Source organism: Janthinobacterium salmonicoloratum (assembly GCF_051380845.1).
Classification (GTDB): domain Bacteria; phylum Pseudomonadota; class Gammaproteobacteria; order Burkholderiales; family Burkholderiaceae_D; genus Janthinobacterium; species Janthinobacterium lividum_F.
Window position 1 is genome coordinate 1,717,876 of sequence record NZ_JBNYXV010000001.1, and the last position, 14,024, is coordinate 1,731,899.

The following is a 14,024-nucleotide window of genomic DNA, read 5'->3' on the forward strand; positions in this document are numbered from 1 at the left end:
GGTGTTTTACCTCCACATCGACCGCCATGATCGTCCATCTCTTGAAATGTTTCGGCGCCGCACCCGGTGGCGGCAATGCGGCGCTGGTCGTGGAAAACGAGCACGGCAGCGTAACGGCGCGCCAGGCCTTCGCCCGCGAACGCCAGGTCAGCGCCTGCGTCTTCCTCGACCGGCAAGCGGACGGCGGCATCGTGCTCGACTATTTTTATCCGCACACGCGCAGCCCCCTGTGCCTGCACGCCACCCTGGCGGCCGCGCACGTGCTGCTGACGGCGCCTGGCGCCCCGGCAACCTTGACGGTGTCCACGTCCATGCGCGGGCAAGCCTTGCAGCTGGTACGCCGCGCGGAGGGGTTATTCATTGGACTGGCGCCGCAGTCCGCGCCTGCCGTCGTGGTGGAAAAGTATATTCCGTCGGAACTCATGGGCCAGCACATGCACTTGCTGTCGCCGCCCGTGATCGCCTCCGTCGGCAGCCCGAAGCTGCTGCTGGAAGTGGCCGACCGCACCACCCTGCGCGCGCTGCGGCCGAACCTGGAACTGATCGCCGACTGGAGCGCCTTGCACAAGGTCAGCGGCTGCTATGCATATTGCCGCACGGGCGAGCACGCATACGAAGGGCGCAACTTCAACCACCTCGACCCGGCGCTGGAAGACAGCGCCACGGGCGTGGCGGCGGGTGCGCTGGCAGCGCACTTGCAACAGTCGCTGGATTTGCATCAGGGCCACGTGACGCAGCAGCCCTGTTTGATCCAGGTGCAATACAGCGCGCAGGCAATCTGGGTGGGCGGCATGGTGCAACGCAGCACCTGAACGGGGCATGCTGCACCAGTACAAGGCAAGCCAGGCAGCGGCCAAAAGATAATCAACCAGGAAACAACAGTTACAACAAATTTGTAATAACAAAACAAAGTATCGCTGGTGAATGCTGAAATGATGGCACTAGAATCAAGTCACAATACCACTTGGAGATACTGCGTGCCGACCCTCACCACCTTGCGTAAAGCAGTCCTCATCAGCCTGTACGGCAGCGCCGCCATGGCCACCTTCAGTCCCGCCGCCATGGCCCAAAACACGGAAGCGGGCGCCACGGACGGCCCCGTGCAAACGGTCAGCGTGGTCGGCTCGCGCCGGGTCGCCAGTTCCGCCACCGATACCATGGTGCCGGTCGATATCATTCCGATTTCCAAGGTGGCCGAGCAAGGCGGACAATTCGACCTGGCGCAGTCGCTGCAATACATCTCGCCCTCGTTCAACTCCACGCGCCAGACGGGCGCCGATGGAGCCGACCTGATCGATTCAGCCGCCCTGCGCGGCCTGGGCTCCGATCAGACTCTCGTGCTGGTGAACGGCAAGCGGCGCCACACGACGGCCCTGGTCAACCTGTTCGGCGCGCGCAACCGCGGCAACACGGGCACGGACATGAATGCGATTCCTTTGCTGGCGATCAAGAACGTGCAAGTGCTGCGCGACGGTGCCGCCGCCCAGTACGGCTCGGACGCCATTGCCGGCGTGATCGACATCGAACTGAAGAAAAGCCTGGGCTGCGAAGCGGTGGCCGGCTACAGCCAGTATTCCGAAGGCGACGGCAAGAATTACATGACCTCCGCCTATTGCGGCATCGCGCTGGGCGACAAGGGCACCCTGGCCATCACGGGCGAATACCTGGACCGGGGCCGCTCGAACCGGGCCGATGCGGACAGCCTGCGCATCATCGGTGACACCAAGTCCAAGAACAAGACGCTGTATCTGAATGGCGACTACGCCACCAGCGGCACGGGCAAACTGTACTTCACGGCCGGCGCACAGACGCGCGACGCGTCCAGCGCCGCGTTTGGCCGCGGCGGCATCGGCAGCGACGACATCCCATCGCGCAATTCGGCCGCCATGTATCCGAATGGTTTCGTGCCTTTCATTAACGGCAAGATCGACGACCAGTACGCCACCATCGGCCACCGCAGTCAGATCGGCGAATGGTATGCTGACTTTTCGCAAACCTATGGCTACAACAAGATGCGCTACGACATCAGCCACACCTTGAACGCCTCGATTGCCAATCTCGACTTGATGAACGGCGGCAAGGGCGTGAGCGCCAGCAGCTATGATGCGGGCGGCTTCTCATTCCAGCAACTGACCAGCAACGCCGACTTCAGCCGCTACTACGATACCGTCATGCACGGCATGAACGTGGCCTTCGGCGCCGAGTACCGCAGCGAGGAATACAAGATCATGGCCGGCGAACCGGGCTCCTACAGCGACGCCGATGGCGTGGGCGTGGGCGGCAATGCGGGCAGCCAGGGCTTCCCCGGCTTCCAGCCCGGCGACGCCACCAAGGCCAAGCGTCACAGCATCGCCGCGTATGGCGACGTGGAACTGGACTGGACGGAGCGCCTGAAAACCCAGGCGGCCCTGCGCTATGAAAAATTCAGCGACTTCGGCTCCACCGTGACGGGCAAGCTGGCCGCCAGCTATAAAGTGGCGCCCAAGGTGCTGCTGCGCGGCTCGGCCAGCACGGGTTTCCGCGCGCCATCGTTACAGCAAGTGTATTTCTCGTCCACCTTCACCGATTTCATCGGCGGCGTGCCCACCGACGTGGTGCTGGCGCCGAACGGCGGCGCCGTCGCCAACGCGGCCGGCATTCCCAAGTTGAAAGAGGAAAAATCCACCAGTTTTACGCTGGGCACCACCTGGACGCCGACGCAAGCCATTTCCGTGACGGCCGACTTGTACAACATCAAGATCAAGGACCGCATCGTGCTGTCGGGCCGCTTCAATGCCGACAACTATCCGGACCTGGCGGCGCGCCTGGCCCTCTTGGGCGTGGGCGAGGCGCAATTCTTCGTCAACTCCATCGACACGCGCACGCGGGGACTGGACCTGACGGCCTCGCACAAGGGCGAGCTGGCCGGCAACCGCCTGAACACCTTCCTGGCCTTGAATTTGAGCAAAACGGAAGTGACGAAAGTCAAGACGCCCGCCTCACTGACGGGCTTCGAAGATGTCTTGCTGTCCGAACGTGAACGCCTGTTCATCGAACAGGGCGGCCCCCGCGCGAAAGCCACCCTGGGCTTCGACTACATCACGGGCAAGCTGGAATCGGACTTGCGCATCATCTACTTTGGCCCGCAAACCCTGGGCACCTTCAGCGGCACGGCTGAAGGCGTACCAAACGCCCGCTACGCGGCCAAGACCTCGGCCGACCTGAGCTTCACCTACAGCATCAATAAAAATACCAAGCTGACCTTTGGCGGCAACAACATCTTCAACGTCAAGCCCACCACGCAAAACGCGGACGAGACGGACAACGGCTTCAAGTACGACAGCGTGCAGTTCGGTCTGAATGGCGCCTCGTACTTTGGCCGGCTGTGGGTAAAGTTCTGATCGCCCTGTCCACATAAGAAAACAGCGGCTGCGCCAGCATGGGCAGCCGCTGTTTTTTATGTCGGCATCACAATTCAGTGCTCATCGCCAGCATAGATCCACATGGGCTCTGTTTTCCCTGCACGAACGAAACCCACGGATTCGTAGAACTCGATGGCCTTGCCGTCCGCTGTCAGCATTTGCTGGTGAAACCCCGCGTATTTTTCCAGCATTGCCGCCATCATCCGTCTGCCGACGCCTAGTCCTTGCGCCATCGGCACGACCTTCTCTTATTGACGACGCTGACCTTCGCTATGGGAAGGAGCAAGCGTTTCGACAACATCACCGGTTATTGTATCGATCAACGTTCCTGTTTCTCCAGTTTGCGCACAAAGTCACTTTTCCGGCCATCCCACAGGCATTTCCGGCATCGACCTGCGTCAAATACGTGCTCGCACCCTGGCAAGCCATAAATGACCGAGGCGCATTCGGGGCACAGGCTGGCCATGCCCTCGGCGTCATCACGGTATTCGCTGCCACATTCGTCACAGGTTTTCACAGCTCACCTTCACAGCCCATTTTCACAACTCATACATTCCCATGCTCCAGTACTTGCTTCCCTGCCTGTTGCGGGCAAGCCAACCCAATGCCTGCAGTTCCTTGCCGATCAGGCGATTCATGATGCCATGTCCGACAAGCAGCACAGGCCCCCTGGCGGCAAGCGCAACCAGCCGCTCGGCGGCGGCCCTGGCGCGCAGCCGGGTGATCGTCAGCGAATCCGATCCGCGCGCATAACCGAACAGCCAGAGTATGCGAAAAATCACTGCCCAGGCTTCAGGCGGTAGCCAGGGTGCCCTCCAGAGGGCAAAGGGAAGCTCGGCCTCAGTGAAAATCGCCTCTTGCATGAACGGCAAGTCGCCCAGTGCCCTGGCCGACGAGCATGCCCTGGGTGCCGTGCTTGCCACAATGGTCGACGCGGAAAGCGCTGCCACAGGGCACTCGGCCGGTATGTCATTCTCTTTGATGAGCGATTGATTGTAGAGATCAATCCACTGTCCCATTTGCATGGGCGCTATCCAGCGCCCCTTGGCGAGTCGGGGCTCGCCGTGACGCATCAGTGTTATTCGCATTTCAGTCAGATCGCCTCGCACATTTATCAGTCCGCTTCATGGGGGAATGTGTCCCTTGCCTGCCCTGCCGGCCGTGCCCCCCGGCTCCCGGCGGGCACGGCCGCAGTGAACAATCTTTGCCCTGCGGCGGAAAGAACGGATAATAGCGCCTAACTCACTTAAGCACAGTATTGGATTACCTCATGGAAATTAAAGTCAACTTTCTCGATAAGTTGCGTCTTGAAGCCAAGTTCGACGATTTTACGGTCATCGCCGACCAGCCGATCCGTTATAAAGGCGATGGTTCGGCGCCTGGCCCGTTCGATTACTTTTTGGCATCATCGGCACTATGTGCAGCGTACTTCGTGAAGTTGTATTGCGATACGCGCAATATTTCCACCGAAAATATCCGCCTGTCGCAAAACAATATTGTTGATCCGGAAAACCGTTACCAGCAGATTTTCAAGATCCAGGTCGAATTGCCGGCCGATATCTCGGCCAAGGACCGCCAGGGCATCCTGCGCTCGATCGACCGTTGCACGGTCAAAAAAGTGGTGCAAACGGGCCCCGAGTTCGTCATTGAAGAGGTGGAGAACCTGGACGCCGATGCCCAGGCCTTGCTGGCCCTGAATCCGGCTCCTGGCGCGAATACCTATATCGTCGGCAAGGATTTGCCGCTGGAACAGACCATCGCCAATATGTCGGGCCTCCTGGCAGGCCTGGGCATCAAGATTGAAATCGCCTCGTGGCGCAACATCATTCCGAATGTGTGGTCGCTGCATATCCGCGATGCACATTCGCCCATGTGTTTTACCAACGGCAAGGGTGCGACCAAGGAAAGCGCGCTGGCGTCGGCCCTGGGCGAGTATATCGAGCGCCTCAGCAACAACCATTTCTACGCCGGTTCGTTCTGGGGGAACGACATCGCCAACGCGGATTTTGTCCATTACCCGAACGAGCGCTGGTTCAAGCCGGGCCGCAAGGATGCGCTGCCGAAGGAGATTCTCGATGCCTACTGCCTGGATATCTACAATCCCGATGGCGAGCTGCGTGGCTCGCACCTGATCGACACCAACTCCGGCAATGCCGAGCGCGGCATCTGCTCGCTGCCGTATGTGCGGCAGTCCGACGGCGAGGTCGTGTATTTCCCATCGAACCTGATCGAAAACCTGTACGTCAGCAATGGCATGAGCGCCGGCAATACCCTGGTCGAAGCGCAGGTGCAGTGTCTGTCGGAAATTTTTGAGCGGGCCGTCAAGCGCGAAATCCTCGAAGGCGAAATCGCCCTGCCCGACGTGCCGCAGGACGTGCTGGCGAAATACCCGGGCATCCTGGCCGGCATCCAGGGTTTGGAAGAACAAGGCTTCCCCGTGCTGGTAAAAGATGCGTCGCTGGGCGGCGTGTATCCGGTGATGTGCGTCACCCTGATGAACCCGCGCACGGGCGGCGTGTTTGCCTCGTTCGGCGCGCACCCGAGCCTGGAAGTGGCGCTAGAGCGCAGCCTGACGGAATTGCTGCAGGGCCGCAGTTTTGAAGGCTTGAACGACTTGCCGCAGCCGACGTTTGCCAGCGAAGCCGTCACCGAGCCGAATAACTTCGTCGAACACTTCATCGATTCCAGCGGCATCGTCTCGTGGCGCTTCTTCAGCGCGAAGGCCGATTACGATTTTGTCGAGTGGGATTTTTCCGGCCACGGCGAGAACTCGAATGCCGAGGAAGCGGCGACCCTGTTCGGCATCCTCGCCGACATGGGCAAGGAAGTGTATACGGCCGAGTATGACCAGCTGGGCGCCACCGCCTGCCGTATCCTCGTGCCCGGTTATTCCGAGGTGTATCCGGTCGAAGATTTAATCTGGGACAACACCAACAAGGCGCTGCTGTTCCGCGCCGACATCCTGAACTTGCATGGCCTGGACGATGCCAGTCTGGAAGACCTGCTCGACCGCCTGGAAAACAGCGAGCTCGACGAGTACGGCGACATCGCCACCCTGATCGGCATCGAGTTTGACGAAAATACGGTCTGGGGCCAGCTGACGACCCTGGAATTGAAGCTGCTGATTCATCTCGTCCTGCAGCAATTCGAGGAAGCGAAAGAGCTGGTGGAAACCTTCCTGCAGTACAACGACAACACGCTCGAGCGCAAGCTGTTCTATCAAGCCTTGAACGTGGTGCTGGAAGTGGAACTCGATGACGAGCTGGAGCTGGACGATTACGTGGTCAATTTCCGCCGCATGTTTGGCGACGCCCGCATGGACGCGGTGCTGGGCTCGGTGGACGGCAGCGTGCGCTTCTTCGGCCTGACCCCGACCAGCATGCAACTGGAAGGCCTCGACCGGCACCAGCGCCTGATCGACAGCTTCAAGAAATTGCACGCGGCGCGCGCCAAGGCTGCGGCCCGCTAGGACCGCAAGCCAGGGCTGGCAACAACCGGCTGACGAGAGTCAGCCGGCCAGCGCCGCGATCTCCCTCTGCATGTTTTCAATGGCCCGCTCGTTGTACTGGTCGGCAAAGTACGCATCGCCAAACAGCTGGCCCGCCTGCGCCTTGGCGCACAGGTGCTGCAGGGCCAGTCCACGTTGCTCGTTAAAGCGCACGGGGTCCACATGCGCATATTCGCGGCCGATGGCTTGCGTGTAGGCGTGATACACCTCTTCATCCTGGCCGAGGATGGCCAGGTCGGCGCTGAGCATGGCGTCCTTCAACGCGTGGCTGATGCCGGGTCCCTGGAAATGGTCGGTGGCGCGTATCAATTGCGCCACATCGAGGTTGTCGCCCGCATCGAGGCCGCTGGCCAGCCATAGCTGGGCGCTGGCCTCTTCGCTGGAATACAGGGCGTCTTCGTCGTGGCTGTAGACGGCGTCATGGAACCAGAACGCCTTCTTTACCAGTGCGCTGTCGCGCTTGGGCGCATAGGTATTGTCGGCCCACACGCGGATCTCGGACAGGCCGTGCACCAGGTGGTCGAGGTTGTGATAGTGGCGATCCGCGCCGCCATAGGCCTGCGGCCCCGTCAGGTGCGCGAACCAGTGATCCGCCAGCGCGATGTCCGCTTGCGAGGCGGCGGCGTAATTCCACAGCGCTTCCCACTCCTTGCGCAGGCAGTCAAGTATCCATGCCTGGTAGGCCGGGCCGGGGACGAATTTCTTCATGGTCCAGTTCCAGCCCACGGGTCCTTCCAGCGCCTTGACGAAGCTGGAACTGACGGAACCAAGGTCGCGTGGCGGCATGACGAAAATCGTCTTGGCACCCTGCAGCACATCTACATTGGTTTGCTGGATCAGGTTTTCATAGTCAAAATCGGCCGTCGTGCGGATACCGCGGATCAAATAGTCGCAGCCATGCTTTTTCGCCGCGCGCGCCGTGTAATCGCCCTTGACGATGACCACCTGCACATTATCCCAGCCACACTCGCGCGCGCTCTGCTCGATGATGCGCTTGCGGTCTTCGGCGGGAAATTGCGGCTTCTTGGCGGGGTTTTGCGACAGGAACACGATCACCTCGTCGGCAAGCGAGCGCGCTTCGCCGATCACCCACATATGGCCGTTGGTGATGGGGTCGAGGGTTCCTGAAAAGCCGATCTTCTGCATGCTGCGCTCCGTTTGCTTGATTGCTTATTGCGCAGACAATATATGCCAGCGGCGCGCGCGTCAATGCAACATGCCAAAGATCATGGTCAAAACGCTCTTTTTACAGCTTGCGGGAATTCCACGCGCACGCACAGGCCGCCCAGGCGCTCGGATTTGTCCAGCACCAGGCGCGCGCCATGGCGCTCGGCGATGGCCTTGATGATGGCCAGCCCCAGGCCGCTGCCGTTGGCGTCCGTGCCGGGCACGCGGTAGAAGCGGCTGAAGACGCGCTCGCGCTCTTCGGGCGGGATGCCGGGGCCGCTGTCTTCCACGGACAAGGTCACGCCGACGGGGCTGGCGCGCAGGTCGATATCGACCGTGCCGCCCTGCGGCGTGTACTTGATGGCGTTGTCGACCAGGTTGCGCAGCATGATGTTGAGCGCATCGGCCTGCCCCGCCACCTTGGCCGGGTCCATGTGGTGCAGGCCCAGGTCGATCTTGCGCGCCTGCGCGATGCCGGCCATATCGCCCAATGCGCGCTTGACGACATCGTTCAAGTCCACCGCCTGCAGCTGGTCGCCGCTGGCGGCGCTCGCTTCCTGGCGCGCCAGTACCAGCAGCTGCTCGACCAGGCGCGTGGCCCGCTCGATGCCGGCGCTGACGCGGGAAATCGCCAGGCTGCGCTTTTCTTCCGATTCGGCCCGTTCCAGGCTGAGTACCTGCAGTTTCAGGGCGGCCAGCGGCGTGCGCAATTCATGCGCGGCGTCGGCGACAAAATGCTGCTGCGCGTCGAACGCCGTTTTTACGCGCCCGAACAAGAGATTGAGTTCATGCACCAGAGGGCGCACTTCATCGGGCAAGCCCGCTTCCGAGACGGGCGACAGATCATCGGCCTGGCGCGCCGCCACCTGCTTGCGCACGCGCGAAACGGGCGCCAGCGAACCGCTGACGACCCACCAGACGACCAGCATCAATATCGGCGCCATCAGGGCAATGGGTCCTACCGTGCGCAGCGCCAGGCTGCCGGCCATGCGCTTGCGCACGGCCATATCCTGGGCGATCTGCACGGTCTGGGAACTGGTTTGCACGGAGAAGATGCGATAGGTGGTGCCGTTGGCTTTCACGTTGGAAAAGCCCAGCACGGCGCGCTGCGGCAGTTCCGCGCGCGTGATCGAGCGGAACACCTGCACGCCATCCGGCGTCCACACCTGCACCACCATGTCGTTGTTGACAGGGTCGGCCGGCAAGGCTTGCGCATGGTTGGCCAGCGGCGCGCCGGAGCGCAGCGACAGGGCCATCTGCTGCATGTGATAGTCGAAGATCTGGTCGGCGTCATACAGGGCGCTGCGGTAGGCGATCGAGGCCTGCGCCAGGGCCGCCATGATGATGGCCGCCAGCAAAAACCACAGCAGGCGGCCGCGCAGCGAGTGCGTCACCGTGACCTTCATCCTCATGCCTTGGGCACCATGTAGCCGAGGCCGCGCACGTTCTGGATCAAGTCACTGCCCAGCTTCTTGCGCAAGCCATGGATATACACTTCCACGGCATTGCTGTTGACTTCATCCTTCCAGCTGTACAGTTTTTCTTCCAGCTGCGCGCGCGACAGCACGATGCCGGGACGCGCGATCAAGGCTTCCAGCACGGCCCATTCGCGCGCCGACAGGTTGACCGGGTGGCCCTCGGCGATCACTTCGCGCGTCAGCGGATTGATGGAGACGCCCTGGTGTTCGAAAATCGGTTCCGGCCGCCCCGAGGCGCGCCGCAGCAGGGCGCGTATGCGCGCCAGCAATTCATCGAGGTCATACGGTTTCAGGACGTAATCGTCGGCGCCCGCATCGAGGCCGGCGATGCGCTGCTCGACGGCGTCGCGCGCCGTGGCCACCAGCACCGGCGTGTCCAGTTTGCGCAGGCGCATCGAGCGCAGCACGTCGAGGCCATCCTTGCGCGGCAAGCCCAGGTCCAGCAGCACCAAATCATAGGTCTGCGTCTGCAGGGCCGTGTCGGCCATGTCGCCATCCTTGACCCAGTCCACCGCGTAATGCTCGGCGCGCAGCAAATCGAGCACCACCTCGCCGATCATCGTATCGTCTTCTACCAGCAATAAGCGCATGGCTTGCCTCTCTATCTCGTTACTCTTGTTTTCAACCCAAACGCACGGGGATGAAGATTTTGTCGGGACCGCGCTGTATCAGCAAGGCCACCGACTTGGCCGATTTTTCCACCACATCGCGCACCTGCTCGACGGTGTTGACGGGATGGCCATTCACCGACAATAGCACGTCGCCCGGCTGCACTCCGGCATTCGCGGCAGCACCGCCCGCGTCTTCCACCAGCAGACCGGCGCTGATGCCCGCCTCGCGTTTTTCATCCGATTGTAACGGACGCAGAGCCAGGCCCAGCTTTACCTTGCCGGCGGCGCCGTCGCTCTTCGCCACTTCAGCCACCTTGTCGGCCGCATTGCCCAGGGTTGCCGTCAGGCTGACGATCTTGCCGTCACGCCAGACATCCATGCTGATCTTGTCGCCTGGCAAGGACGTACCCACCAGGGCCGGCAAGTCGGCCGAGCCGATGATGCGCTGGCCATTGACCTTGCGCACCACGTCGCCCGATTTCAGGCCGGCCTTGTCGGCCGGGCTGCCCCGCTCCACGTTGGCGACCAAGGCGCCTTCCGGCGTGGCCAGCTTGAACGAGTCGGCAAAGCCCTGGTTGACTTCCTGCACCGTCACGCCCAGCTTGGCATGGCTGGCCTTGCCCGTGGCGACGATCTGGTCCTTGATACGGCCGGCCAGGTCGATGGGGATGGCGAACGACAGGCCCTGGAAGCCGCCCGTCTGGCTGTAGATTTGCGAATTGATGCCGACCACTTCGCCGCGCGTATTGAAGAGCGGACCACCCGAGTTGCCGGGGTTCACTGCCACGTCCGTCTGGATGAACGGCACATTGCTGTCGTCAGGCAGGGAACGCCCCTTGGCGCTGACGACGCCGGCCGTCACCGTGCTGTCGAATCCATAAGGAGAACCGATGGCCAGCACCCACTCGCCCACTTTCAGGTCGCTCGAATGGCCGAGCGGCACGATGGGCAGGTTATTGGCGTCGATCTTCAGCACGGCGATATCGGTCTTCGGATCCGTGCCCAGCACCTTGGCGCGGAATTCGCGGCGGTCGTTGAGCTTGACGGTCACTTCGCGCGCATCGCGCACCACGTGGGCATTCGTCATGATAATGCCGTCCGGGCTGACGATGAAGCCGGAACCGAGGCCGTGCGTGGGCACGTCGCGGCCACCGCGCTGCCCGCCTTGCGGCCCCTGGAAGCGGCGGAAAAATTCAAAGAACGGGTCGTTGCCGAAATCGTCATTGCCAGCCTGGGCCGAGGGGTCGTACGCCACCTTGGTGCTGCCCGTGACGCTGATGTTGACCACGGCCGGGCTGTTGCGCGCGGCGATCTGGCTAAAGTCGGGCAAGGCCACCAACGGCGCGCTTGCTGCGGGTGCCACGGCTGCAGCCACGGGAGCGGCGGGAGTGCCGGCGGCGGCGGCATTCGCGCCGGCATTGTTCTGATGCATCACCATGGCGCCGCCGGCGCCCAGCACACCGATCGCGGCCAGCGCGGCTACGGTGCGTTTGATTTTCAGGGATGCGGTATTCGTTTGCTGTTCCATGAATTGCTCCTCATTCAATGAGATTTTGATGTATGCAATAGTGGGCCACGAGTCTTAGGCGGTGCTTAACATTTTTCCTTTTGGAAACAGGCATTTGCGCCCTTAAGCATGGTTTAATATTGCGCGCCGCGCGCACCTCGCATGGCGCGCCATGAAGGAGCCGAACGGGCTCCAGACGTGACACTGGCCGGATCAACCGGCCAGTATTTTACTGCATGGGGAGGGGCTACCCCCTCCCGACTATGCCAACGCGTGGCGCCGAAATCAGCTCAGCTCAGGCTGCCTGACGCTGTTCCAGCGCATTCACGTTAGCGGCGGTAGCGATGGTGTCGCTGCCGGTGCCGATCTCGATCTTGCGCGGTTTCAGCGCTTCCGGCACTTCACGCACCAGGTCGATGGTCAGCATGCCGTTTTCAAACGTGGCGCCCGTGACCTTCACGTGGTTGGCCAGCTGGAAGCGTTGTTCGAAATCACGGGCAGCGATGCCGCGGTGCAAGAACGTGCGCTCGACGCCATCTTTCTGCTTGCGGCCCGTGACGTGCAGCGAATCGCGTTCCGTGATGATGTCGATCTCTTCGCGCGAGAAGCCGGCCAATGCCATCACGATGCGGTATTTGTCTTCCGACACCAGTTCGATGTTGTACGGTGGATAGCTGGGCTGTGCATCGGCGCGCTGTTCGTTGAGCAGGTGTGCCAGGCGGTCAAAGCCAATGGCGGAACGGTACAGGGGAGCAAGGTCAAAAGTACGCATGATAAATATCCTTTTCAAATGAAGCGATAAGAGGGGCGGACCTCACCATGAGCATCCGCCTGCTACCAATCTAAGGACGATCAAGCGGCCTTCAAGGCCTTGAAATTGGCGAAAACCGCCCCAGACGCCACTAAATTTGTAAGAAATTTTTACATGCCCCATCCAGGGGGATTTGCATGGCGCTCCCTATGCGGGGCCGGCTTTTGGTGTATGCTGGCGGCATGAACAATGACACCGACATCCAGCTCAGCGGCCCATTCAAGGCCACCGACGGCTCCGGCCGTGCCCACGACATCAAGGCCATCCGCATCTTCGACGAAGGCTACGGCATCATCGACGTCTACGTCGACTTCGCCGCCCCGCTCGAAGCGGGCGCCTGCAAGGACAAGACCCTGGTCGGCCACATCCTGGCCCGCCTGCGCAGCCTCGGCTACGTGGGCCCCGACTTCGGCCATGGCGACCTGGGCTTGCAAGACAAGAAACTGATCGTTCTGGAAGCGCCTGAGGAGTTTTCCGCCTTTGCCGTGAGCAAGGGCTGGAAAGACTTATCAGCAGAGTTTGACGAGGACTGAGCGCATGCAAAAAAACCATGGCGTTGTTGCCGTGCCTCGTCGTACATTCGTACTGCCTTCGGCAAGGCGCCTAGCCCTGGGCATTTTTCAGGCACTCAGTTTATTCGACTAGATCAACACCATCTGCGCCGCGCCAGCTTCTGCTGCCGCGGCGTTTTTCATGGGCGACCGTTTAATTGAGCTTAGTTGATGTAACGCGCGCTCCACGCGGCGATCACGTTGGCAACGTAGGCCGCGTCATCGCGCCCCGTCAACAGATGATCGGCATCGTCGAGCGAAACGAAACTTTTCGGGTGCTTGGCTGCCGTAAAGATCTCCATCGCATTCGACAAGCTCACTGTCGTGTCGTTCGGCGCGTGCATCACCAGCAGGGCGCGGCGCAGGCCGGCGATGTGCTCTTTTAAGCTGTGGCTGCCCGCGTCGTCGACGAATTGCTGCCGGATGCGGAAGGGCCGCCCTTCCAGCTGCACCAGCGCTTCGCCTTCGGCGGCGATTTTCTCGAGGTGGTCGCTGAACATGCGCGTCACATACGCGGGCGTGCTGGGGGCGGCCAGGGTGGCAATGGCGGTGGCTTCCGGCACCTGCTCGGCAGCGGCCAGCACGGCGGCGCCGCCCAGGCTATGGCCGATCAGCAATTGCGGTGCAGCGTGCCTGGCCCGCAAAAAGTCGGCGGCGGCGACCAGGTCGTCCACGTTCGACGAAAAATTGGTGGCGGCGAACTCGCCTTCGCTGGCGCCCAGCCCCGCAAAATCAAAACGCAGCACGGCGATGCCGTGTTCCGTCAAGCCTTGTGCGATGCGCCGCGCGGCCAGCACATCCTTGCCGCAGGTAAAACAGTGAGCGAACAGCGCGTACGTGCGGATGGCGCCGTCGGGCGCATCGAGCCGCGCCGCCAACACATGGCCGTGCGCGCCGGGAAAATCTTGCCGGGTGGATTTCATTGTCTCAGATCAAAGCTGCCGCGCAGCGCGGCCGATGGCGCATTGTAGCGCCGCCAGGCCGTCGCCG

General features: G+C 61.7%; 12 protein-coding genes. 4 read left to right on the forward strand and 8 right to left on the reverse strand.

Annotated elements, in window-relative coordinates:
* Positions 1-26 precede the first annotated feature (26 nt).
* Both ACQ4WY_RS07930 and ACQ4WY_RS07935 read left to right on the forward strand, forming a co-directional pair.
* Positions 27-812: a PhzF family phenazine biosynthesis protein gene (locus ACQ4WY_RS07930; RefSeq protein ID WP_436503534.1), complete on the forward strand. Its 786-nt coding sequence runs from the start codon at positions 27-29 to the stop codon at positions 810-812.
* Positions 813-977: 165 nt separating this feature from the next.
* Positions 978-3,380 carry a TonB-dependent receptor plug domain-containing protein gene (locus ACQ4WY_RS07935; RefSeq protein WP_436503536.1) on the forward strand — a complete coding sequence of 801 codons (2,403 nt, stop codon included), beginning with the start codon at positions 978-980 and terminating at the stop codon, positions 3,378-3,380.
* A 74-nt stretch (positions 3,381-3,454) separates the two neighbouring features.
* Here the strand turns inward: ACQ4WY_RS07935 and ACQ4WY_RS07940 are convergent, their stop codons facing one another.
* Positions 3,455-3,634, reverse strand: a complete 180-nt coding sequence (locus ACQ4WY_RS07940) for a GNAT family N-acetyltransferase (RefSeq protein ID WP_436504413.1) — start codon at positions 3,632-3,634, stop codon at positions 3,455-3,457.
* Positions 3,635-3,940: 306 nt separating this feature from the next.
* Positions 3,941-4,426 carry a hypothetical protein gene (locus tag ACQ4WY_RS07945; RefSeq protein ID WP_436503538.1) on the reverse strand — a complete coding sequence of 162 codons (486 nt, stop codon included), beginning with the start codon at positions 4,424-4,426 and terminating at the stop codon, positions 3,941-3,943.
* Positions 4,427-4,671: 245 nt separating this feature from the next.
* On the opposite strand from ACQ4WY_RS07945, the gene ACQ4WY_RS07950 reads away from it, so the two are divergent.
* Positions 4,672-6,870, forward strand: a complete 2,199-nt coding sequence (locus ACQ4WY_RS07950) for an OsmC domain/YcaO domain-containing protein (protein WP_436503540.1) — start codon at positions 4,672-4,674, stop codon at positions 6,868-6,870.
* Between the two features lie 39 nt (positions 6,871-6,909).
* On the opposite strand, the gene coaD is transcribed toward ACQ4WY_RS07950, so the two are convergent.
* The 5 genes from coaD to ACQ4WY_RS07975 all read right to left on the reverse strand — a co-directional run bounded on the left by coaD (position 6,910) and on the right by ACQ4WY_RS07975 (position 12,444).
* Positions 6,910-8,055 (reverse strand): pantetheine-phosphate adenylyltransferase, encoded by a 1,146-nt coding sequence (gene coaD, locus ACQ4WY_RS07955; protein WP_436503541.1) that lies wholly within the window; start codon positions 8,053-8,055, stop codon positions 6,910-6,912.
* 86 nt (positions 8,056-8,141) lie between these two features.
* Positions 8,142-9,482: an ATP-binding protein gene (locus ACQ4WY_RS07960; protein WP_289904817.1), complete on the reverse strand. Its 1,341-nt coding sequence runs from the start codon at positions 9,480-9,482 to the stop codon at positions 8,142-8,144.
* A 2-nt stretch (positions 9,483-9,484) separates the two neighbouring features.
* On the reverse strand, positions 9,485-10,144 hold the full coding sequence (locus ACQ4WY_RS07965; RefSeq protein ID WP_010400558.1) for a response regulator: 660 nt from the start codon (positions 10,142-10,144) through the stop codon (positions 9,485-9,487).
* A 31-nt stretch (positions 10,145-10,175) separates the two neighbouring features.
* A complete protein-coding gene (locus ACQ4WY_RS07970; protein ID WP_436503543.1) occupies positions 10,176-11,693 on the reverse strand; it encodes a Do family serine endopeptidase in 1,518 nt (505 codons plus the stop codon).
* Between the two features lie 274 nt (positions 11,694-11,967).
* Positions 11,968-12,444, reverse strand: coding sequence for an Hsp20 family protein (locus ACQ4WY_RS07975; RefSeq protein ID WP_436503544.1), 477 nt, complete (start codon positions 12,442-12,444; stop codon positions 11,968-11,970).
* Positions 12,445-12,665: 221 nt separating this feature from the next.
* On the opposite strand from ACQ4WY_RS07975, the gene ACQ4WY_RS07980 reads away from it, so the two are divergent.
* Positions 12,666-13,016 (forward strand): hypothetical protein, encoded by a 351-nt coding sequence (locus ACQ4WY_RS07980; protein WP_099668403.1) that lies wholly within the window; start codon positions 12,666-12,668, stop codon positions 13,014-13,016.
* A 182-nt stretch (positions 13,017-13,198) separates the two neighbouring features.
* Here the strand turns inward: ACQ4WY_RS07980 and ACQ4WY_RS07985 are convergent, their stop codons facing one another.
* Positions 13,199-13,957 carry an alpha/beta hydrolase family protein gene (locus ACQ4WY_RS07985; protein ID WP_436503545.1) on the reverse strand — a complete coding sequence of 253 codons (759 nt, stop codon included), beginning with the start codon at positions 13,955-13,957 and terminating at the stop codon, positions 13,199-13,201.
* Positions 13,958-14,024: the final 67 nt, after the last annotated feature.